Source organism: Thioalkalivibrio sp. AKL17, from assembly GCF_000377885.1.
Taxonomy (GTDB): domain Bacteria; phylum Pseudomonadota; class Gammaproteobacteria; order Ectothiorhodospirales; family Ectothiorhodospiraceae; genus Thioalkalivibrio; species Thioalkalivibrio halophilus.
The window spans coordinates 110,881-132,095 of sequence record NZ_KB898766.1 but is presented as its reverse complement, the minus strand read 5'-3'; the positions used below and the strand labels follow the sequence as shown (position 1 = coordinate 132,095).

Below are 21,215 nucleotides of genomic sequence, written 5' to 3'. Positions count from 1 at the left end.
CCATGAAACACTCCCGTCGCAATACCGGTTTCACCCTGATCGAAGTCATGGTGGTGGTCGTGATCCTCGGCATCCTCGCCGCCATCGTGGTCCCGCGCGTGATGGACCGGCCGGACGATGCCCGCCTGACCAAGGTCAAGCAGGACATCCGGACGATCGAATCCGCGCTCAATCTCTATCGCCTGGACAACTTCCGCTATCCCAGCACCGACCAGGGTCTGGAGGCGCTGGTGGAGCCACCGACGAGCGGCCCCGAACCCGCCCAGTATCGTGACGGCGGCTACATGGACCGACTGCCGAACGACCCCTGGGGCAACGAATACCAGTACCTGCATCCCGGACGCCACGGCGACTTCGACGTGTTCAGCTTCGGCGCCAACGGGCGGCGTGGTGGCGAGGGCATCGAAGGCGAGATCGGCAACTGGAACATCGACGACCTGTGACGCGGGCCCGGCAAGTTACGGGTTTCACCCTGCTGGAGGTCCTGGTGGTGATGGTCATCATCGGCGTGCTGGCCGGCGCTGCGCTTCTGTCCACCGGCCAGCTGGGCGGAAGAGCCCTGGAACAAACCGGACACCAGCTGGCCGGACAGATCGAACTCGCCCGCGATCAGGCGCTGCTGACCGGCCAGCCACTGGCGATAGGGGTCGCCCGTGAACGACTTGCCGTCCTCGAACGCCAGTGGCTGGACGACCGCCAGGTCACCTGGGTCCCGGTGGAGCAAGGTCCGCTGGCGCCTCGTGATCTGGGATCGCTGGGCCTGGAGCCCCGCCTGTGGATCGACGACCGTCGCGCCAGCCTGAGCGAGCGCCCCGAGGAAAACCTCATCACCATCAACAGTGCCGGCGACATCCAGGCGTTCGAACTGATCCTGCAGCGCGCGGGCGATGAAGCCTCGCTGCGCCTGCACAGCGATGGTACACGCCGGGTCCGCATGGATCGGGAGAACCGGTGATGGGCAGCCGCGGCTTCACCCTGCTGGAGCTGCTCGTGGCCCTGGTGGTGCTCGCCGTGGCGCTCGGGGCGCTGATCAAGGCCGGCAGCGAACACGCGCGCAACACCGCTTATCTGCAGGAGCGCGCCCTCGCCGAGTGGGTCGCGGCCAACGTGCTTGCTGACTACGAAGCGGGTCTGTTGCCGGCGGAAGCGGGAACCCGCCGAACTTCCGAGACCCTGGCCGGGCGCGAATGGGAGGCACGGGTGGAGATCGAAAACCGCCAGTTCGACGCCCCGCTGGAGCTGCCACCGGTACGCCGGATCGAGATCCGGGTGTGGCCGGCCGACGGCGATCCGGATCACCCGTTGGGGCGCGAGACCGGTTATGCACTGCCCTGAACGCAGCCAGTGCGTACGCACACGCGGGCCAGGCCGCGCGGACGGGTTCACCCTGCTGGAGCTGCTGGTGGCGGTGGGGATCTTCGGGATCGTCGGTCTCCTGGCGATCGGCGGCTTGCGCAGCGTGCTCGATGCGGACGAAGCCACGCGCGAACAGACCCGTCGGCTCGCCGACCTCCAGATCACCCTGGCCACCCTCGAGCGCGATCTGCGCCATGCGGTGCCCCTGCGCCCGCGCGACGGGTTCGGAGATCGCCAACCCCCGCTACGCTACAGCCCGGTCACCGACCCGCAGCAGCTCGAATTCGTGCGCGCGGGCCTGGGGGGCCACGAACGCCTGGGACGCGTGGCCTGGCGGATCGGCGAGGAAGGCCTGGAGCGCATCACCTGGCCGAGCGTGGACGGGGCCCCGCAAGAAAGCGAACGGCGGCGTCGTTTCCTTCCCCCGCAACCCGGCGAGGACAGGCATGCCGAACCACCACGGGTCCGTTTCGATTTCCTGCACCCGCGCACCGGGGAGGAAATCGATGCCTGGCCACCGCTGGAAACCGGCCACGAGGCGAGCCTGCCCGCGATGGTCCTGGTGCGTCTCGAGGTCCCCGGCCTGGGCGAGATCGAACGCCGTATCCCGCTGACCGGGGCACGACCATGATGCGCCCCGGGCATCAAAGCCAGGCCGGGGCCGCCCTGATCACCGCCTTGCTGGTGGTCGCCATCGCCACGGTCACCGCCGCCACCATGGCCCTGCGCGACCAGCAGCAGATCCATCGCGCGACCCTGCTGCAGGAACAGGACCGCGCGCGCCAGCTCAATCGGGGTGCGGAAGCCGTCGCAATCCATCTGCTGGAAGAACAGCGCGACCTGACGGAACTGCCGTGGGAGGGTTGCCAGTCACCCCCCATCCCGATCGAGATCGAGGGCACGACCGTTACCGGACGTCTGGACAACCTCCACTGCCGGTTCAATCTCAACAGCCTGGGTCGCGCCGGGGAGCCCCCGCTGCAGGCCTTTGCCGCGCTCGTCGACGATGCGCTGAGAGAGACCGACGGGCGCGGCGTCAACGGGCGCCGGATCGCGATGGCCGTGCACGACTGGATGAATCCCGAGACCGACGACCCGGTGTACCGCGGCCTGGAGCCGCCGCGCCTGAGCGGCAACCGCCCCATGCGTCTCGCCTCGGAACTGCTCCAGGTGGATGGCGTGAATGCCGAAACCTGGCAGGCCCTGGCACCGCTGGTCACGGCCCTTCCGGGCACCGACAACCACATCGACCGCGAACATGCGCCGGATGCGGTGCGCCGCGCCGCCGAGACCGACCCCCTGGCCGACACCACGGCGGCCGGCGAGCCGCACGCCCCCCGATATTTCCGTCTGCAACTGGTTGTGCGCACGGGCGGACGCGAATATTTTCATTGTGCAGTGATCGACGCCCCCAACGGTCGGACCGTGCTGCGCGAACTGACCCCCTGCGAGCCATGACCATGATCGCCACCCGAGGCACGGCCGACTGGCTGCTGTTCGAACTGCCCGAACCCGAGGATCTCGCTGGCCCGGAGAACGCCGGCGGAGCCCTGCGGTGGCTGCGCATCGCGCGTGACGGCGAGGTACAGTCCGGCGAGGCCACCGCGGCGGAACTCGCGGAACGGGTTCGGCCCGACCAGCGGCTGCTGGCGCTGGTCCCGGGCGAACGCGCCCCGCTGCACCGGGTGGCAGTACCGGGCAAATCCGCCCGTGTACGGCAGCGCGCCCTGCCCTATGCCCTGGAAGAACGTCTGAGCGAGGACCTGGAGTCGGTCCACATCGTGCCCGGCCCGCCCCATGGCAGCGAAACAACCGCCTGCGTGGTCGCCCTGCGCCATCTGCAGCAATGGGAAGGCTGGCTGGCGGCGCGGGGGTTGGGGCATGCGCGTCTGATCCCGGACATCGCCCTGCTGCGCGGACTGGCCGACGGCGACCACCATTACGTCCTGGCCGGGGAGACGCGCTGTCTGCTGGTGCCGGCGGATGCCGAACCCCTGGCCCTCCCGCGCGATCTGGCGGCCTGGTGGTTGAAAACCCGCGAGCTGCCCGAGCCGGAACACCCCGGTCACGCGGATGCCGCTCCCCTGACACCTTCGTCCGGCTGGCAGGGGAGTCTTCTCGAACTGCTGGCAGCGAACCTGCGTTCCGGAACACTGGACGCCGGCCGCCTGCGTCGCTGGTTGCGCGCGGCCCGGCCGTTCGAACTCGGGACCCGCAGGCAACAAGACCGGGGGCGGTCGATCCTTCCGGGACCGGAATGGCGCCTGCCGGCGTCCCTGGCGGTGGTGCTCGGCCTGGCGTGGCTGGGAGGTCAATGGCTGCAGATCCACCATCTGGAACGGGAACTGGCCGCCACCGAGGATGCCATGGCCGAAGTCTTCGCCCGGGCGCTTCCCGAGCGTCGCATGGTCGATCCGGTCGGCCAGTTCGAGATCCTGCTGCGCGAACCGGAGACCGCCGCGGGCTCCGAAGACATCACCAGTCCGCTGGCCGAACCGATCGCCCTGATCGCGGAACAGCTCGACGACGACACGCTGACCCTGCGCCATCTGCGCGGCGACGCCAACCGGCTCGAACTGGAACTCGACGGTCCCGGTCTCGCCGATATCGAACGCCTGCGCGAAAATCTGCAGCAGGCGACCGAACGACGCGTCCGCATCACCTCGGCCGAAACCGGCGACGACCGTGTCCGCGCCCGACTGATCCTGGAAGAGGAGCCATGAGGGAATACTGGAACAACCTGCGCGCGCGGGAACAGCACATACTGTTGCTGGGAGCCGGAGCCCTGGCCGCCGCCCTGGCCTTCCTGTTCCTGGTGGAGCCGACGCTGGAGGCCCGTCAGCAGGCGGAACAGCGACTGGCGGAAACACGCGCTCAACTGAGCTGGATGGAGGCCCGTGCGGAGACCGTGGCCGAACGCGCGGACACCGGCGAAACGACACGCGGGCCCCGCACAGGCGGACGCTCCGGCGGTTCCCTGCTGGCCCACGTGGATGCCGCCGCACGTGCCGCCGGCCTGGCCGGCCCGCTGCAGCGGGTCCGGCCCTCCGGAGACGGGGTCAGTGTGTTGCTGGAAGATGCGGCGTTCAACGAACTGATGCTCTGGCTGGGCGAACTGGAAACCGAAGACGGGGTGGTGCCGGTGCGCGTGTCGCTGGAGCGCGGCTCGCGCAGCGGCCACGTGAATGCCGAACTGCAGCTCGAACCAGCGGATCCCGACAATGGCTGATGCGCGTCGTTTCTGGCCCGTGGCCTTCGTGTTCCTCGTAGCCCTGGGGCTGGCCCTGGTAATCCGGGCGCCGGCCACGACCTGGGCCGCGGGGGCCGAACGCGTCGGCCTGATCCCCGACGGGATCCGATGGGAAGCGGTCCACGGCCGACCGTGGCAGGGCCGCGCGAGCGAAGTGGTCGCCCCGGTCGGCGAACTCGGGCAGGTTGGCTGGGACCTTCGTCCGATGTCGCTGCTGCGCGGACAGCTCGCCGTGGACATAAGCTGGGAGCCACCCCGGGGCGGCCACCTGGAAGGCCGTGGCTTTGCGGGGCTGACCTCACACGGAATCCGGGGGCTGGAAGGCGATCTGCCGGCCTCCACCCTCAATCACCTGGACACCGGCATCCCGCTGCTGCTGGATGGAACGCTCCGCGCTCACGGGGTGGGGCTGCAGATCCGGCGCGACGGAGCCATCGTGGCCGCCGGCGGCTCCTTCCAGTGGCTGGAAGCCGCCGCCGGACTGCCCCGCCCCGTGCCCCTGGGCGAACACCAGGCGAGCCTCGACGCCCTGAATGAACGCCTGCAACTGCAGCTCGCCTCCTCCCCCGAGGCGGCGCTCAGGACCTCGGGCCGGCTCGCGATTGATTTCAGACAGCCCACCCCCGCGGTCGAGGCCGATCTGCAATTCGAGGCCCGGGATCACGCTGATCCCGGCCTCCACAACTTCCTGCGCCAGCAACTGGAACCCGACCCACAGGGACACTATCGATGGACCATCCAGCCCGAATCCTGACCCGGTACACCACGCGGCACGCCGCCATGGTCCTGGTGGCGCCGGCCATGCTCGTGCTCGCCGCCGGCTGTGCCACCGGACCCGACACCCGTACCGACGGCGCCGAGGGCCCGTTGCAGCAGGCCCTGGAGCGGGAGGACTGCCGCGAAGCCTGGGGCCTCGTAATGCCGGACGCCGGCTCGACCGATGCACCCGACACCACCGACATGGACACCCGGCTGCGCGTCGCCCATCTGTGCCTGCAACAGGGCGAATTCGAACGTGCCCGCGACCTGAGCGACGCCATCGAACCGGCACATCCGGGCCATCCCGACCTGGACTACGCGGCCTATCTCGGCGCACTGGCCCGTCTGGGCATCTGGAACCGGGCGACCGCCGTCCCGCCGCGGGAACGCATCCGCCACGGCCGGGAAGTTTTCCGCCACCTCGCCGGATTCCTCGAAGAACATGCCATGTCGCGCCATGCCGAATCGCTTGCTCCGCGTCTGGCCAGACTGCGCGAAGACCTCGCGGATATCGAACTGCAGGTGGCCGGCGCCGCGGCCGAAGACGGCCAGGAGGACGAAGCGCGGGCACGTCTGCGCTACATCCGTGACCACTTCCCGGGCACCACCGCCGCCCGGACTGCGGCCGAACGACTGGAAAGTACGGAACCGGCACCGGTGCAAACCCCGAATTGATACGGGCCATTACCAGGGCCCCGTTTCCGGGTACAAACTGACGTCATGCGAAATTCAACGCCACTCGGACGACACTCGCTTTTCCCGTTGTTGGGGGGGCTGCCCCTTGCGCTGGTGGCGCTGGCAGGGATCGCGGCCTGCGGCGGATCTTCGTCGTCCGGCCCGGATACCTACGAGCTGTCCGGTACCATCCGGACCGCCGCCCTGCATCGGGTCGATTCCGACACCAACGACCCGGAGAGCACCCCCGGGGACAACAACACCCCCGCCACCGCGCAACCGCTGCCGGTGCCGTCGATCACCGGTGGATTCGTGGCCGCGCCGGGGACCCTGTCACGCTTTGGTCCGGCGGGTGACGAATGGGACTTCTATTCGGTCGAGCTGGAGGCCGGGCAGCAGGCCCTGCTGCACTTCCCGTCTTCCCGCAGCATCAACCTCGACCTGCTCCTGCTGGATGCATCGGAAAAGGTTATCGACGCCTCGCGCGGCACACGCCATTCCGAACGCGTGGTGGCGCCCGAGGACGGAGAGTATTTCGTGGCGGTGGAGGCCCGCCGCGGCACGGCGGGATATCAGCTGCGTATCGACGGGCCATGGCAGACCCCTTCGATATCCGCCATGGCCTCGCCCTCGCCGCGTGCCTCCGAGGCCTTCGCGCCCGGAGAAGTGATCGTACACACGCGCACGGAGATCAGCACGGCCGGACGTGCCCCCGACGACACCCCGGCCACCGCCATGGCCGCGGAGGCCGGGCTGCAGGCCCTCGCCGGAGCCACGAGCCGGGAGCAGCTATGGCGCATCCCCGAGGGCCGGGCCGAACTGGCGCTGAGCGCCCTGGGAGCACCTCCGGCAAGCGGCCCGCACCCCGCCCGCGGCTGGGCCGACCGCGCCACCGAGGCCCGCGACCGTACCCTTCGGGTCATCCAGGCGCTCCAGAACCACCCCGAGGTGGTCTCCGCGGCCCCCAACTACTACGTCACTGCGCAGAACCTGCCCGACGACCCGAGACAATCGGAGCAATGGTTCCACGACACCATTGAACTGCCCGAGGCCTGGGACATCACCACCGGTGGATCAGCCGGCGAGGACGTCATCGTGGCCATCATCGACACCGGACTGCACCGCGACCACGAAGACATGGACTCCGGCCGCCTGCTTCCGGGCCAGACCTTCCTCCAGGACGACGATCCCGGTGACATAAGGCCCCACGGCACCCACGTCACCGGCATCATCGGGGCGCACACCGACAACGGGATCGGCGTTGCGGGCATTTCCTGGCACGCGGAACTGATGCCCGTCCGCACCCTCGACGGCGACGGACGCGGGACCGTGTACGACATGCTCCAGGGCGTCCGCTATGCGGCCGGCCTGGACAACGACTCCGGAGAAAAACCGGATCGCCCCGCCGACATCATCAATCTCAGCCTGGGGCAGGAAGGAGGCACCCCCTCCGAAACCGCAGCCGATCTGTTCCACGAGGTGCGCGAACTCGACATCCTGACGGTGGCATCCACCGGCAACAGTGGCGCCGAAGACATCGCCCTGCCCGCCGACTATGCGGACGTTCTGGCCGTTGGCGCCACCGATCGCGATGACCGGCGAGCACCCTACAGCAACTACGGCATCGGGCTCGACCTGGTCGCCCCCGGGGGGCTGATGACCTCGGCAGGAGATCCGGACGGCATCCTCAGCACCTGGGAGCCGGACACCTATGCGTTCAAACAGGGCACATCCATGGCCACCGCCGTTGTCTCCGGAACCCTCGCCCTCGGACGCGCGGTCAATCCGGACCTGGGGCCGCCCGGAGTCCGCTACCTGCTGGAAACCGGTGAGCTCACCGAGGATCTGGGAGCCCAGGGCTGGGAGCCCGAAACCGGTTGGGGGAGGATCGACGCCCATCGAACGGTACAGGCCTTCGCGGATTTCGATGCCGACGATCTGCCCCCCAGGCTGTCGGCCCAACCACCGGGCCTGGCATTCGGATATACGCAATCCGTTCAGGAACTGGAGTTGCGCAATTCAGGCACGGGGGACCTGGCGCTTGACGAAATCGGGGTGACCGCCGAATGGCTGCAGATCGAACCCCGACGGATCGATGACGACGGACTCGGTGTCTATGAGCTCCGCGCGTCACGGGAACGGGTCGATCCGGGCCGACATACCGCCCGGATCGAGGCATCCGCCGACAACGGCGACCGCGTCGAAATCCCGGTGGAGCTGCACGCTGCAAGCCCCGACCCCGAACACGATACGGTCGGCCGCGTGGTGGTCGAGCTGCACGATGCGAACGAGACCCTGGTGGCCCGCACGACCGCATCGCGGGAGGACGGCGCCTATCGGTACCGGTTCACCGGCATTGCCGAAGGCGAGTACCGGGTCACCGCCACCACCCGCATGACCGGCTCCAGTGTGACCTGCGGCGCGACGGAGGCCTGCGGCACCTGGCCGTCCACCCTCCGCCCCGCCGACCTGGAACTCGACCGTGACCGCCACGACGTGGACTTCCGCATCGCCTGGCCACCGGAGATCACGCCGTGAACTGACGCCGTTCAGTCATCGCTGCCGGTGAAATCGACCTCCGTGGTCTCGCCCGCTTCGACCGTGGCATTGGCCTGATCGACAAAATCGATGGGCGTTTCTTCTTCGGGATCGTCCTCGTCGGCCTCGAAGGTCAGGGCGACGGTGTAATCTCCCGGCTCGATAAAACCGGCCGTGTAGCGGTATTCCCAGTCACCGTCTTCCTCCACGTGGCGATACTCGACGTTGGCCGTGGTGATCGCGTCGTCTTCCGTATCACGCAGATCCACCGGCTCGCGATCCTCGCCCTCGAATACATAGACCGCCGCGCCCGGGCAGGCTTCAACGCCATCTTCACCGCGGTCTTCACAGGTATAGCCATCGGGGAGAAGGGCCGGATCCACCGTTCCGGTAATGCTACCCGCGGTGTCGTTGTCCACCAGGCGCAGGGAACGCCGCATGCGGTGATAGTCTTCAAACCGGGGATCTTCACGGATCGCCTTGCGCAGGTCGAAATCCACGGTGAGCGACACCGCGCCATCCTCGGGCACCGAGAAGCCGCTCGACAGCTGCAGGCCCGCCTGCAACCCACCCGGAATGGTCAGGTTCTCGCTGTAACCGCCAACGAACTCGATGAAGGAACTGGTCGCGTAATTCGAGAGCGGGGGTGCGCTGGCTCCCTCTTCCGGCTCCAGATGGAAGCGGATCCAGGAATAATCCCCCGCCGTGACCTCTTCGTCCTCGAACAGGAATTCGGAATCTTCGCCCTGCAGCGCCAGCAGATCGATTTCGCGCACGGAGTTCTCTTCATCCTCCTCGTCGAATTCGATCGTGATCCGCTCACCATCCGCCGGCTGCAACTCCACATGGGTGAAACGCACGACGACCCGTTCGGCCGAATCCACGGGTGCGTCGGTCACCGCCAGACTCATCTGCCCGGTTCCACCATCATCACTGCTGCTACTGCTCCCGCTTCCTCCACCACAGGCGACCAGACCTGCGCCGGCCGCTCCCAGAACAGCCATCCGAACCCACATACCCATCTGGCTCATGTTTCTCCCCTGCGTTTTCTGGAAAATCAGTGAGAAGATTAGCCAGTCGACACGCCGGTACAAGCTCACGAGGGGGTTCAACGCCATGGCGTTTCCGGAAGCTTGAAGTCCTTCACGAGTCTGGCAGGGATTCGATCGGTTGGAAGGCCCCGGACCGGCCGGGGCCACGACACTCCCGGGATAACGGGACATGCCCGGAGGAGGGCCGGCCCGTTCGGACCTTGTTCCGTTGGAGAGGGTCGCCCCGTGGACAACCTGTTGAAAGATCACACCTAACCGGTAGAACGCCGTTCCAGGCTGTCCAGCGGACTGGCGGTATCGCGCAGCCCCATCCAGCAGGCGATACTGGCACGCCAGCGGCGGGTGGGGAGCACAGCGTGGGGCACGCTCTGGCTGAGGAAGATCGCGAGGGTGCCGGCCTCGGGGCGCACGCGTTCCAGTTCGCGGGCTTCGTCGGCCCCGTCCTGCGGCGTGTAGAACGCCAGTTCGCCCCCGTCGCGGGCACGCCAGTGCCGATTGAGATAGAGCACCAGCGACAGCCGCCGGCGGTTACCCTCGCGAAAGGCGTCCACGTGGCGAGCGTAACCCGTGCCGGGCGGGTACAGCGCGAAGTGTGCCTCGGTCTCGAACAGGCCCGGGATCAGGCCGCGGGCGGCGACACGACGCAGGTGTTCCAGACGCTCCAGCAGCTCCCGCTGGGCCGGCGTCGCACCTTCCAGCCAGTGGATGCGGTCACCGCGTTCGGCGGCATCGTGCCGGCGCTCGCGACCCCGCCCCACCCGCGCGGAGCGCAGGCGTGCGGCGTTGCGCAGGGCGTACACCTCCTGGCGCAGGGCATCGGACAGGCGATCTTCGAGAAACCCGGGGCACACCACCCGCCCGTCACGTGCAAGCGTGTCGAGCCAGCCGTCATCCGCCAGCGATGCTGCGGCGGGGGATTCCTTCCGGATGCCGTCCGGCCACGCGGGACGGGGCCCGGCGACCGCGCCGGATAATCGGTGCACCGCCGGGACCGGGGCGGCAGGGGGTATCGCGATGTCCGGGGTGCCGGTATCGGCGGGACGCGCTTTCATGAACGGGCGGATTCTCTTGCGGGCCCGCCAACCGGGGCGCGGCGGGCATCACCCCGAATATACCCCGTTCCCGCCCTCCCGGAAAGCATCCGCCCTCCGGCCGCGAATCACCCGCCCGCGCCGGCGCCCGCGGTCGCATCCCCCACGAGCATGACACGGTTGCGCCCGGCGTCTTTCGCCTCGTACAGGGCGGCGTCCGCGGCGTCGATCAGGGCATCGGGTTCGCTCACGGGCTCCGGCCAGGTGGCCACTCCGACGGAGGTGGTGACGGTGCCCAGGCTGCGCCCCTGGTGGAACAGGGCGAGTTCGGCGATGGCCTCGCGCAGTTCCTCGGCGCGGTCGCGGGCCCGGTCGCCGTCCGCCTCCGGCAGAATGACCAGGAACTCCTCCCCGCCCAGCCGGCAGGGCAGCTCGGCCCCGATGAACAGCTTCTGCAGCAGATGGGCGACCGCCACCAGCACCACGTCACCGGCATCGTGGCCGTAGGTGTCGTTGAACTGCTTGAAGTGGTCGACGTCCAGCATCAGCACCGACAGCGGCCGTTCGGCCCGCCGGCAGCGTTCCACCTCGGGCTCGAGCGTCTCGTCGACGAAACGCCGGTTGTACAGGCCGGTCAGCGGATCACGGATGGTCAGGTTGCGCAGGGCCTCGCGCAGGCGGATGTTGGACAGCGCCAGCCCCAGACGCGCCGCGGTGGCGTCCACCAGGCGTTCGTTTTCACCCGCGCTTTCGCCCGGGGAAACCCCGTGCGCCCCGCCCGCCACGTGCAGGACCCCCAGCGTCTTGCCTTCGGCATGCATGGGGGCGCAGATGGAGTCGATCTCCGAATTGCCGTCATGTCGGCAGGCGGGGTTGCGGGCCTCCGGATCATAGACCCAGGTCCGGCCGAGCCGCAGGGCCCAGCAGTCGTCCGGCGCAAAGGTGTCGGGGTGTTCCTCGTGATACTCGCCCCAGCCGGTGATGCGCTCCAGCGAGTGCCCGTCTTCGCTGAACAGATAGACCGTGCCGGACAGCCCGGCGAACAGCTCGCCCAGGGAGCGCTGGATGATCGCACGGGTTTCATCGAGGGTGCGGCAGGACTGCAGCAGATCGGTCAGCTCGTTGAGGACAGTCATTTCCTTGCGCTGGCGCTCGAGGCTCGCGGCGCGCTCGGTCGCCGCGTCACTGGCGCGGGCCAGCTGGTCGGTGCGCTCGCGCACCTTCTCCTCCAGCTCGTCACGGGAGCGGCTGAGCTTCTGCTGGGTGGCCTCCTGTTCCTGCTCGTATTGCTCCAGGTTCTCCACCATACGATCGAAGGCCCCCGCCAGAGTGGTCAGCTCGCTGGCCCCGTGGATATCCCCCACCCGCACGTTCAGCCGCCCGTCCGAGATCTGCCGCGCGGCGCTGGCCAGCCGCCCCACCGGACGTCGCACGGCCACCTCGCCGAGCAGCCAGGCGATGCCCAGTGCGAACAGAAACACGGCCCCCAGAAGCAGCAGTGTGCGCTGGAACAGGGCATCCACTTCGGAAAACAGCACGTCGGTGGACAGGCCGACGGTCACGATCCGGCGCTCGTCATCGCTGCCGAAGACGGTGTAGGCGTAGCCGCGAGTCACGCCATCCAGACCCGCGCTCTCCAGGGTCCCGGCATGACCGCCCTGCGTCCGCACTTCACGCAGCAGGTCCGCCTCGGCCGAGTCGCCTCCGGCCGGCCCGGCGATGTCGGGGGCACGCGCGAGCACCCGGCCTTCCGGGTCCCAGAGCGTGGCGACGGGCGTGCGCACGGCGGCGCGGTCCATCGCGGTCAGGTGTTCCACGGCCCCCAGCGGTTCCTCGTGTCCCGCTTCCACCCGCTCCCGGATCACCGCGGCCAGGGTGGCGAGGTTCTCGACCGCCTGACGGGAATTGATATCCCGGGCCTCCACGGCGGAGTGGATGATCACCAGGGCGACCGGAATCATGGAGAGCAGGGTGAGCAGAATGAGACGGCTGCGGATCCCCGACAGCCAGGCGTGATAAAGGTTCTTCATCGGCAGGTCCCCTGATTTCGGGGCCCAAGTTAGCGCATTTTGGCGCGACCGTCGCATCCTGCCGGCGGCGGACCGGTCCGGGCGGACGAACTCAATGCTCGAGGAAGCCGCCGTCCACCAGATGGCGCCGCAGGGCAGCGCGGGCCTCGGTCACGCGCGGCGCGGGCCCCCGCAGCCCCAGCTCCACCTGCGGGGCCCCGTCGCGCATGCGCGGCAGGCAGGAGATGCGCAGGTCGGGGAAGGCCGCTTCCATGGCCTCCAGCACCGGGACCAGGCGGCTCTCGGTCACGCCCTCCAGCGTCAGGCCCTCCTCCACCGAGCCGGCGGAGGCATCGCGGCCCGGAAAGCGCTGGTCCAGTACCCAGCGGATCATCGGCTCGGCCATGTCGGGGAAGCCGGGTACGCAGTGATGACGGGCGCAGGAGAAGCCCGGGATGCCGTTGACCGGGTTGGGGATCAGTTCGGCCCCTTCCGGCAGGTCGGCCATGCGCACGCGATGCGGCCGGGCCTCGGCGCCGAAGCGCCGCTCCAGCAGCTCGATGAATTCGGGATGGGGCCGCAGCGACAGACCCAGGGCCTCGGCCAGACAGGCGCGGGTGCGGTCATCGGGGGTCGCGCCGATGCCGCCGAAGCTGAACACCTCGGCATCGGTGTCCGCGGTCTCGCGGAAGTTCCGCGTCAGGCGCACGGGATCATCCCCGACGATGCGCAGCCACGCCAGCTCCAGGCCCTTTTCCGCCAGCGCGGCGGTGAGGTTGGCCTGGTGGCGATCGCGCCGCTTCCCGCTGAGGATCTCGTCGCCGATGATGACCGCGCCGATCTCGATGTTGCGTCCGTCGTGGGGCTCCATCCCGCCCTGCTCTCCCCTGCTGTCACGCCGGTGGCGGCACCGGTCCGTTCAGTTCTCCGCACCCAGCGCCAGGGCACGCTCGCGGGCCGCGGCCCGCTGCTCGGGACTATTGTCCGGATCCCCCAGCCACGGCGCCAGATGCCGCCCGGCGAGTTCGGCCAGGAACTGCAGATGGTCGTCGCGATCGTTGAGCGCGGGGATGTAATGGAAGCGCTCTCCGCCGGCCTCGAGGAAGATCTCGCGGTTCTCGTCGGCGATCTCCTCCAGGGTCTCCAGGCAGTCGGCGGAGAAACCGGGGCAGATCACGTCCACCGAACGCACGCCCTGCCCCGGCAGGGCCTCCATGGTCTTGTCAGTGTAGGGCTGCAGCCACTCCTCGCGGCCGAAGCGCGACTGGAAGGTGACCTGCCACTGGTCGTCCTCGAGCCCCAGGGCCTGCGCCAGCTTGTGTCCGGTGGCATGGCACAGGCAGTGGTAGGGGTCGCCGTTGAGCAGATAGCGCTTCGGCACGCCGTGGAACGACATCACCAGGCGATCGGGCTGCCCGTGCTCCTCCCAGTGTTCACGCACGCTGTTGGCCAGCGCCCGGATGTAGCCCTCCTCGGCGTCGTAGCTGGCGACGAACTGCAGATCCGGCACCCAGCGCCAGCCCTTCAGCACCTCCGCCACGGCGTCAAAGGTCGAGCCCGTGGTCGAACCGGAATACTGCGGATACAGCGGCAGCACCACGACCCGCCGCACGCCCTGGCGCCGCAGCTCGTCCAGCCCTTCCTCGATCGACGGGTTGCCGTAACGCATGCCCAGCGCCACCGGCACGTCCTCGCCGGTCTGCTCCGCCAGGCGCGCGCGCACGCCCGCCGTCTGGCGCCGCCCGATGGCCAGCAGCGGCGAACCTTCGTCGGTCCACACGGTGGCGTATTTCGCCGCGCTGCGCCGCGGGCGCACGTTGAGGATGATCCCGTTGAGGATCAGCCACCAGATCGGCCGTGGCACCTCGACCACCCGCGGGTCCCACAGGAACTGCTTGAGGTAGCGCCGCAGTGCCGGCGCGGTGGGTTCATCGGGGGTCCCCAGGTTGGTGAGCAGCACGCCGGCGTCGCGCGCCTGACCGTGGCGGTAATCCGACTCTCCGAAGTACTTCATGACGTTCCTTAATGGCTGGATCCGGCGATGCATGGGAGTCCCGGCCACCGTCAAAGGTTCGACCGGAACGCATCAGGATAGCGCGTCGCCCTCGAGACGTCCCCGCAGCGGACTGGTCCGCGGGAAATGGGCCTGCAGGAATTCCATCTGGTCCGCCAGCACCCGGCGTCCCTTCAGGTAGATGTACTCGGCATGCGTGGGCGTGAACGGGATCGCCAGCAGCTGCATGCCGGCCTGCTCGGGCGTGCGGTCGGCCTTGTGGTTGTTGCAGCGCTTGCAGGCGGTGACCACGTTCTTCCACATGTCCTGCCCCTGCTGGCTGACCGGGGTCACATGATCGCGCGAGAGCTCGCGGGCGGGGAAATGGCGGCCGCAGTAGAGACACAGGTGGGCGTCGCGCCGGAACAGGGTGGGATTGTTGAGCGGGGGGACATAATGAGCGCCCTGGCGGGCGCGGGTGCCGTGGGTGGCGATGATGGAGTTGACCTCCACCAAGGACTGGCGGCCGGAACGCGCGTTGATGCCGCCGCGCACGCGATAAAGCGGTCGGCCGCAGGCGTAGGCCACCTGCTCGCAGTAATAAAGCCGCACGGCCTGTTCCAGGCCGATCCACTCCAGCGGCATCCCGGAGGCATCCGTGCGCAGGACCTGATGCTCGGTCGGTAACATGACCTCGCCCACCCTCAAGGAAACACGGATTTCCTCACGCGGCTCACGGTTCCGGCGACACCCGCGCCCGTGAACAAACCGGTGCTTCCTCGGCACGTTTTCACACAATAAACGGCGCCAGCGCGCAATACAATTTCATCCACATGAATCGTCCCGTCGCAACACTCCAGCCTGGACTCCGGTTTATGCGCGCCGGCGATTCCGCTACACTCACGGGCTCGTTTTTCGCTGCGGGGCGCTTTACGGCCCCGCGGGATCCGGTTTTTCCACCACCCGCGAGCGCGGTCGTGCCTCCCTTTGCCATTGGGGCCATCGGGATTGCGGGAACGCACGGCCCGGGGAGAAAGCGCATGGCAATCAGACTAACCGTACCCAAGGAGAGTGCCAGCGGCGAACGCCGTGTCGCACTGGATCCGCTGGTCACCGGCAAATTCGGCCAGCTGGGCGTGAGCGTTCAGGTCGAGAAGGGCGCCGGCGAAGCCGCCGGTTTCCCCGATTCGGCCTATGAGGGCGCCACCCTGCTGGACACCGAGGCTGCCTATTCACAGTCGGACATCATGGTCCGCGTGGCGCCGCCCACGGTCGAAGAGGTCAACCGGCTGCCGGAAGGCTCGACGCTGGTGGGGCTGTTCCACGCCCACCGTCATCCCGAGGTCGTCCGGGCCATGCAGGAGCGGCGCATCCAGAGCTTTGCGATGGAGCTGATCCCGCGCATCTCGCGCGCGCAGAGCATGGACGCGCTGTCCTCGCAGGCGGCGGTCGTCGGCTACAAGGGCGCCATCCAGGGCGCCGACCTGGCCTGCCGGTTCTTCCCGATGCTGACCACCGCGGCCGGCACCATCCGCCCGGCCAGGGTCATCGTGATCGGCGCCGGCGTGGCCGGGCTGCAGGCCATCGCCACGGCCAGGCGCCTGGGCGCGATCGTCGAAGCCTACGACGTGCGCTCGGCGACCAAGGAGCAGGTGGAATCGCTGGGCGCGAAGTTCCTCGACCTGGGCGTATCGGCCGAGGGCGAGGGCGGCTACGCCCGCGAGCTGACCGCCGAGGAAAAGAAGCAGCAGCAGGACGCGCTGGGCGAGTACATCGCGCAGGCCGACGTGCTGATCACCACTGCGGCGATCCCGGGCCGCGAGTCACCGAAGCTGGTGCCCGAGGACATGGTCAAGGGCATGAAATCCGGCGCGGTGATCGTCGACCTGGCCTCCGAGGGCGGTGGCAACTGCGTGCTGACGCAGCCGGGCGAGACCGTCACCCAGCACGGCGTGATCATCCACGGCCCGCTCAACGTGCCGTCGCAGGTTCCGCTGCATGCCTCCGAGATGTATGCCAAGAACCTGCTGAATTTCCTGACCCCGATGCTTCCCGAGGGGGAATTCAACCCCGACTGGGAGGACGAGGTCATCGCCCAGAGCGTGCTCACCCGTGACGGCGAGATCGTGCATGCCGCCACCCGTGATGCCATCCAGGGAGCTTCCTCATGATCGAGATCTCAGGTTTCGTAGCACTCTATATCTTCATGCTCGCGGCCTTCACGGGCTACGAGGTGATCTCCAAGGTCCCGGTCATCCTGCACACCCCGCTGATGTCCGGTTCCAACTTCGTCCACGGGATCGTCCTGGTCGGGACCATGGTCGCGCTGGGTCACGCCCAGACGCCGCTGGAACAGGCGATCGGCTTCATCGCCGTCATCCTCGCCGCAGGTAACGCCGCCGGCGGCTACGTGGTCACCGAACGCATGCTGGAGATGTTCAAGTCCAGCAAGGACGACAAGGGAGACAAGGCATGAGTCTGATCATCAACCTCGCCTACTTTGTGGCGGCGGTGCTGTTCATCGTCGGCCTCAAGCAGATGTCGTCGCCGACCACCGCGCGGCCCGGCATCATCTGGGCCGGCGTCGGCATGGTACTGGCCACCGTCGTGACCTTCGCGCATCCGGAGATCTCCGGCGGCGTGAACTACACCCTGATCGTTCTGGGTATCGCCATCGGCGGTGCGCTGGCCTGGTGGAGCGGCAAGAAGGTCCAGATGACCGACATGCCGCAGATGATCGCGCTGTACAACGGCATGGGCGGCGGCGCCGCGGCCGGCATCGGTGCGATCTACCTGCTGCAGGCCACGCCCGAGACGGTGACCACCACGGGTATGGCCATCGCGGTGATCGGCTCGGTCATCGGTTCGGTGGCGTTCTCCGGCTCGCTGGTGGCCTACGCCAAGCTGCAGGGCCTGATGAAGAAGACCCTGAACTTCCCCGGGCAGCAGGTACTGAACCTGGCAATCATCGCCCTGGTGGTCATCCTCGGCTTCGTGATGGCGCTGGGTGACGGCACGATCGGCGGCGGCACGCTGCTGGCATTCTTCATCCTGTCGCTGGCCTTCGGGGTGCTGATGACCCTGCCGATCGGCGGCGCCGACATGCCGGTGGTGATCTCGCTGTACAACGCGCTGACCGGCCTCGCCGTGGGCTTCAAGGGCATCGTACTGGACAATCCGGCCCTGATGATCGCCGGTATCGTGGTCGGTGCGGCCGGCTCGCTGCTGACGCAGCTGATGGCCAAGGCCATGAACCGGCCGCTGAAGAACATCCTGTTCAGCCAGTTCGGTGGCGGCTCCAGTGCCGCGGAAGAAGAGATCGAAGGCACGATGAAAGAGATCCAGGCCAACGACGCCGGGATCATGATGGCCTATTCCAGCAAGGTGATCATCGTGCCCGGCTACGGCATGGCCGTGGCCCAGGCCCAGCACAAGATCTGGGAGCTGACCGAGCTGCTGCAGAAGCGCGGCGTGGACGTGAAGTTCGCGATCCACCCGGTGGCCGGCCGCATGCCCGGGCACATGAACGTGCTGCTGGCCGAGGCCGGCGTGCCCTACGACATCATCTACGACCTCGACGAGATCAACGACGAGTTCAAGACCGCCGATGTCGCGATGGTGATCGGGGCGAACGACGTGGTGAACCCGGTCGCCCGGACCAACCCCGACTCGCCGATCTACGGCATGCCGATCCTCAACGCCGACGAGGCGCACAACGTCATCTGCGTCAAGCGCGGCCGCGGTTCCGGTTTCTCCGGCATCGAGAACCACCTGTTCTATGCCGAGAACAACCGCATGCTGTACGGCGATGGCCAGAAGGTCGCCGCGGAACTGGTGGCCAGCGTCAAGGCGCTCGGCTGAAGCCCGCGACCGGAGGGCGGCATCGCCGCTCCTCCGGGACGCCCCGGACGGACCCGGAGACCCGGCCCCCTGTGGCCGGGTTTTTTATGCCCGAACGCCCTGCGGGGCTTGCAACTTGTACACAACCCGTGCAGGGGCCGCCTCCGCCCGGGGCCAACGGGGCACTTGCGTGGACCAGCGCTCAAAGAGGCTCACATATAAACGGTAAATTACTGTGTTTTCGGGCTTTTCATTGTACTGACCATTTTTTGACCAATCTGTCATCATCCGCGACAGTACAAGGGCTCAGGAAGTTTCCCCCCGCTTCTTCCACAGAGTTATCCACAGGTTCTGTGGAAAACCTCGCGCCACCAACGGACTCGGGAAGCGCGGCCACGTCGCGTACACTGACCCCATGCCCGACACCCCCGCATCCGCGCCGTCCATCGTCCGGGTGGCCATCGACCGCCCGCTGGACCGCCTGTTCGACTATCGCTCGCCGCCGGATCGCGACGTGCGGCCCGGCATGCGCGTGCGAGTCCCGTTCGGCCCCACCCGCCTGACCGGGGTGGTGATGGAAGCGGGGGTCACCAGCGAGATGGAACCCGAGCGCCTGCGTGCGGTCAGCGAAGTGCTGGACGCTACCCCGATCCTCCCCGACTCGCTGCGTGAACTGCTCGGCTTTGGTGGCCGGTACTACCACCACCCGATCGGCGAGGTGGTGCTGGGGGCCCTGCCACCCGCCCTGCGTCGCGGCCGGCCGCTCCCGGAAGCCGCCACCCCCGAACCGCTGTGGGCGGTGACCGAGCAGGGACACCGCGCCCTGGCCGACGGCGCCGTACGCGGCGAACGCCAGCGCGCGATCGTCGCGGCGCTGGCCGACCCCGACAGCGCCCCCGGCGGTCGCCTCGATCGTCCGACCCTCGCCGGCATCCTCGGCCGCCGACCCGCCCCGCGCGAACTGGAGCGCCTCGCCGAACGCGGCTGGCTGGAGTGCCGCCCCCCGGAACATCCGACAGACGTCCCGCCGGAGGCCGATAGCGCGGCGGCGCGACCGCTGACCCCCGAACAGCAGGCCGCGGTAGACGCGCTCACGCCCGGCGAAGCCCAACCCCTGCTGCTGGAGGGGGTGACCGGGTCCGGCAAGACCGAGGTCTACCTGCGCATGGCGGAACGGGTCGTCGCGCGTGGCGAGCAGGTCCTGGTGCTGATCCCCGAAATCGCCCTGACCCCGCAGCTGGCAGCCCGTATCCAGGCGCGCTTCCCCGGCCGCGTCGCGCTGCTGCACTCCGGCCTGGCCGAGGGCGAACGGCTGCGGGCCTGGGCCAGCGCGGCCCGCGGCGAGGCCCGGGTGGTGGTGGGCACCCGTTCGGCGCTGTTCACGCCCCTGCCCGAACCCGGCCTGATCGTGGTCGACGAGGAGCACGACGCCGCGTTCAAGCAGCAGGACGGCTTTCGCTACAACGCCCGCGACCTCGCGATCAAGCGCGGCCAGCTGGAGGCCATCCCGGTGGTGCTGGGCTCGGCCACGCCGACCCTGGAGACCCTGCAGGCTGCCCGCCAGGGCCGGTACACCCACTGCCCGCTCCGCACCCGCCCCGACGGCACCGCCCCGCCGCGGATCGAGGCCGTGGACACCCGGGTGCACACCCCCGACGAGGGGCTGACCTCGCCGCTGCTGGACGCCATGCAGGCCACCCTCGCCGGCGGTCAGCAATGCTTCGTCCTGCTCAACCGCCGCGGCTATGCCCGCACGCTGGCCTGCGATCACTGCGGCTGGGTCGCCGATTGCCGCCACTGCGACGCCCGCCTGACCATCCATGCCGGCCAGCCGCGGGCAATCTGCCACCTGTGCGGGCACCACGAACCGGTCCCCGACCGCTGCCCGGACTGCGGCGCCGAGCTGGCCCGCCGCGGGCTCGGCACCCAGCGCCTGGAACAGGCCCTGGCGCGACACTTCCCGCAGACCCCGCTGATCCGGCTGGACCGCGACAGCATCCGCCACAAGGGGGCGCTGGAGGACGCGCTGGAGCGCATCCGCTCGCTGGACGCGGCGATCGTGGTCGGCACCCAGATGCTGGCCAAGGGCCACGACTTCCCGCGCGTGGGCCTGGTGGGCGTAGTGGACGTCGACCAGGGCCTGTACTCGGTGGACCTGCGCGCCGCCGAACACACCCTGCAGCTGATCGTGCAGGCCGCCGGGCGCGCCGGACGCGGCGAAGCCGGCGGACGGGTGCTGCTGCAGACCGGGCACCCGGAGCATCCGCTGATCCGCGGTCTGGACGCCGCGGACTACACCGCCATGGTGCGTCCCCTGCTGGACGAACGCGCGGAGAGCGGCTTCCCGCCATTCGGTCATCTGGCCCTGGTGCGGGTGGAGGCCGAGGACGCGAACACCGCGGAGACCCGCGCCGGGGAGGTGGCCGCGCCCCTGCGCCGCGCGGCCGCGCCCGGCGTGCGCGTCCTGGGTCCCGCCCCGGCCCCGCGCCACCGCGTGAACCGGCGCTACCGCGAGCAGATCCTGGTGCAGTCCGGCGACCGCCGTGCCCTGCACGCGACCCTGCACCAGGCGCGCCGGGCCTGGGAGGGGCTGACCCTGCCGCGCGAGGTGCGCATCGCGCTCGACGTGGATCCGGTCAGTCTCGCCTGAACCCGTCCGTTCGCCTGCAAGCAGGCGAACAGGGCGGCATCGCGGGGCCCGACGGGTTAGAA

The 21,215-nt window shown here is 68.8% G+C and carries 20 protein-coding genes; 14 read left to right on the top strand and 6 right to left on the bottom strand.

What is annotated here, in order from left to right; genetic code table 11:
* The first annotated feature begins 2 nt into the window (after nucleotides 1–2).
* From gspG to D577_RS0106725, 10 genes are read left to right on the top strand one after another with little or no spacing between them, the layout of a single operon-like run.
* Entirely contained in the window at nucleotides 3–443 is a 441-nt protein-coding gene (gene gspG, locus D577_RS0106770) for a type II secretion system major pseudopilin GspG (RefSeq protein WP_018946768.1), read from the top strand.
* Nucleotides 440–955, top strand: coding sequence for a prepilin-type N-terminal cleavage/methylation domain-containing protein (locus D577_RS0106765; RefSeq protein ID WP_018946767.1), 516 nt, complete (start codon nucleotides 440–442; stop codon nucleotides 953–955). The genes gspG and D577_RS0106765 overlap by 4 nt, the downstream gene beginning before the upstream one ends.
* Nucleotides 955–1,335: a type II secretion system minor pseudopilin GspI gene (gene gspI / locus D577_RS0106760; RefSeq protein WP_018946766.1), complete on the top strand. Its 381-nt coding sequence runs from the start codon at nucleotides 955–957 to the stop codon at nucleotides 1,333–1,335. The genes D577_RS0106765 and gspI overlap by 1 nt, the downstream gene beginning before the upstream one ends.
* Nucleotides 1,322–1,987, top strand: a complete 666-nt coding sequence (gspJ, locus tag D577_RS0106755; protein ID WP_018946765.1) for a type II secretion system minor pseudopilin GspJ — start codon at nucleotides 1,322–1,324, stop codon at nucleotides 1,985–1,987. Before gspI ends, gspJ begins: the two co-directional genes overlap by 14 nt.
* Complete coding sequence (gspK, locus tag D577_RS0106750; protein ID WP_026288954.1) at nucleotides 1,987–2,814, top strand: type II secretion system minor pseudopilin GspK; 828 nt, start codon at nucleotides 1,987–1,989, stop codon at nucleotides 2,812–2,814. Before gspJ ends, gspK begins: the two co-directional genes overlap by 1 nt.
* A gap of 2 nt (nucleotides 2,815–2,816) precedes the next feature.
* Nucleotides 2,817–4,079 (top strand): type II secretion system protein GspL, encoded by a 1,263-nt coding sequence (gspL, locus tag D577_RS0106745; protein ID WP_026288953.1) that lies wholly within the window; start codon nucleotides 2,817–2,819, stop codon nucleotides 4,077–4,079.
* Nucleotides 4,076–4,585 (top strand): type II secretion system protein GspM, encoded by a 510-nt coding sequence (gene gspM, locus D577_RS0106740; protein WP_018946762.1) that lies wholly within the window; start codon nucleotides 4,076–4,078, stop codon nucleotides 4,583–4,585. The genes gspL and gspM overlap by 4 nt, the downstream gene beginning before the upstream one ends.
* A complete protein-coding gene (gene gspN / locus D577_RS0106735; protein ID WP_018946761.1) occupies nucleotides 4,578–5,360 on the top strand; it encodes a type II secretion system protein N in 783 nt (260 codons plus the stop codon). The genes gspM and gspN overlap by 8 nt, the downstream gene beginning before the upstream one ends.
* Complete coding sequence (gene bamD / locus D577_RS0106730) at nucleotides 5,336–6,040, top strand: outer membrane protein assembly factor BamD (RefSeq protein ID WP_038036106.1); 705 nt, start codon at nucleotides 5,336–5,338, stop codon at nucleotides 6,038–6,040. The genes gspN and bamD overlap by 25 nt, the downstream gene beginning before the upstream one ends.
* Nucleotides 6,041–6,085: 45 nt before the next feature.
* Nucleotides 6,086–8,578, top strand: a complete 2,493-nt coding sequence (locus D577_RS0106725; RefSeq protein ID WP_081618820.1) for a S8 family serine peptidase — start codon at nucleotides 6,086–6,088, stop codon at nucleotides 8,576–8,578.
* 11 nt (nucleotides 8,579–8,589) lie between these two features.
* Here the strand turns inward: D577_RS0106725 and D577_RS0106720 are convergent, their stop codons facing one another.
* From D577_RS0106720 to D577_RS0106695, 6 genes are all read right to left on the bottom strand, one after another.
* Nucleotides 8,590–9,609, bottom strand: a complete 1,020-nt coding sequence (locus tag D577_RS0106720) for a DUF4382 domain-containing protein (protein WP_026288950.1) — start codon at nucleotides 9,607–9,609, stop codon at nucleotides 8,590–8,592.
* Between the two features lie 272 nt (nucleotides 9,610–9,881).
* On the bottom strand, nucleotides 9,882–10,682 hold the full coding sequence (locus D577_RS0106715; protein WP_018946757.1) for a 2OG-Fe(II) oxygenase: 801 nt from the start codon (nucleotides 10,680–10,682) through the stop codon (nucleotides 9,882–9,884).
* Between the two features lie 107 nt (nucleotides 10,683–10,789).
* Entirely contained in the window at nucleotides 10,790–12,691 is a 1,902-nt protein-coding gene (locus tag D577_RS0106710) for a diguanylate cyclase (RefSeq protein ID WP_018946756.1), read from the bottom strand.
* Between the two features lie 91 nt (nucleotides 12,692–12,782).
* Nucleotides 12,783–13,541: a molybdopterin-binding protein gene (locus D577_RS0106705; RefSeq protein ID WP_018946755.1), complete on the bottom strand. Its 759-nt coding sequence runs from the start codon at nucleotides 13,539–13,541 to the stop codon at nucleotides 12,783–12,785.
* 48 nt (nucleotides 13,542–13,589) lie between these two features.
* The gene (hemH, locus tag D577_RS0106700) at nucleotides 13,590–14,684 is read right to left on the bottom strand and encodes a ferrochelatase (RefSeq protein WP_018946754.1); all 1,095 of its coding nucleotides are present in this window, start codon (nucleotides 14,682–14,684) and stop codon (nucleotides 13,590–13,592) included.
* A gap of 72 nt (nucleotides 14,685–14,756) precedes the next feature.
* Nucleotides 14,757–15,353 (bottom strand): HNH endonuclease, encoded by a 597-nt coding sequence (locus D577_RS0106695; protein ID WP_026288948.1) that lies wholly within the window; start codon nucleotides 15,351–15,353, stop codon nucleotides 14,757–14,759.
* Nucleotides 15,354–15,703: 350 nt separating this feature from the next.
* Between D577_RS0106695 and D577_RS0106690 the strand changes: the two genes are divergently transcribed.
* The 4 genes from D577_RS0106690 (at nucleotide 15,704) to D577_RS0106675 (ending at nucleotide 21,153) form a co-directional block, all read left to right on the top strand.
* A complete protein-coding gene (locus D577_RS0106690) occupies nucleotides 15,704–16,834 on the top strand; it encodes an NAD(P) transhydrogenase subunit alpha (RefSeq protein ID WP_018946752.1) in 1,131 nt (376 codons plus the stop codon).
* Nucleotides 16,831–17,139 (top strand): NAD(P) transhydrogenase subunit alpha, encoded by a 309-nt coding sequence (locus tag D577_RS0106685; RefSeq protein ID WP_018935870.1) that lies wholly within the window; start codon nucleotides 16,831–16,833, stop codon nucleotides 17,137–17,139. The genes D577_RS0106690 and D577_RS0106685 overlap by 4 nt, the downstream gene beginning before the upstream one ends.
* On the top strand, nucleotides 17,136–18,524 hold the full coding sequence (locus tag D577_RS0106680) for an NAD(P)(+) transhydrogenase (Re/Si-specific) subunit beta (protein ID WP_018946751.1): 1,389 nt from the start codon (nucleotides 17,136–17,138) through the stop codon (nucleotides 18,522–18,524). Before D577_RS0106685 ends, D577_RS0106680 begins: the two co-directional genes overlap by 4 nt.
* Before the next feature lie 394 nt (nucleotides 18,525–18,918).
* Nucleotides 18,919–21,153, top strand: a complete 2,235-nt coding sequence (locus tag D577_RS0106675) for a primosomal protein N' (RefSeq protein ID WP_018946750.1) — start codon at nucleotides 18,919–18,921, stop codon at nucleotides 21,151–21,153.
* Nucleotides 21,154–21,215 lie beyond the last annotated feature (62 nt).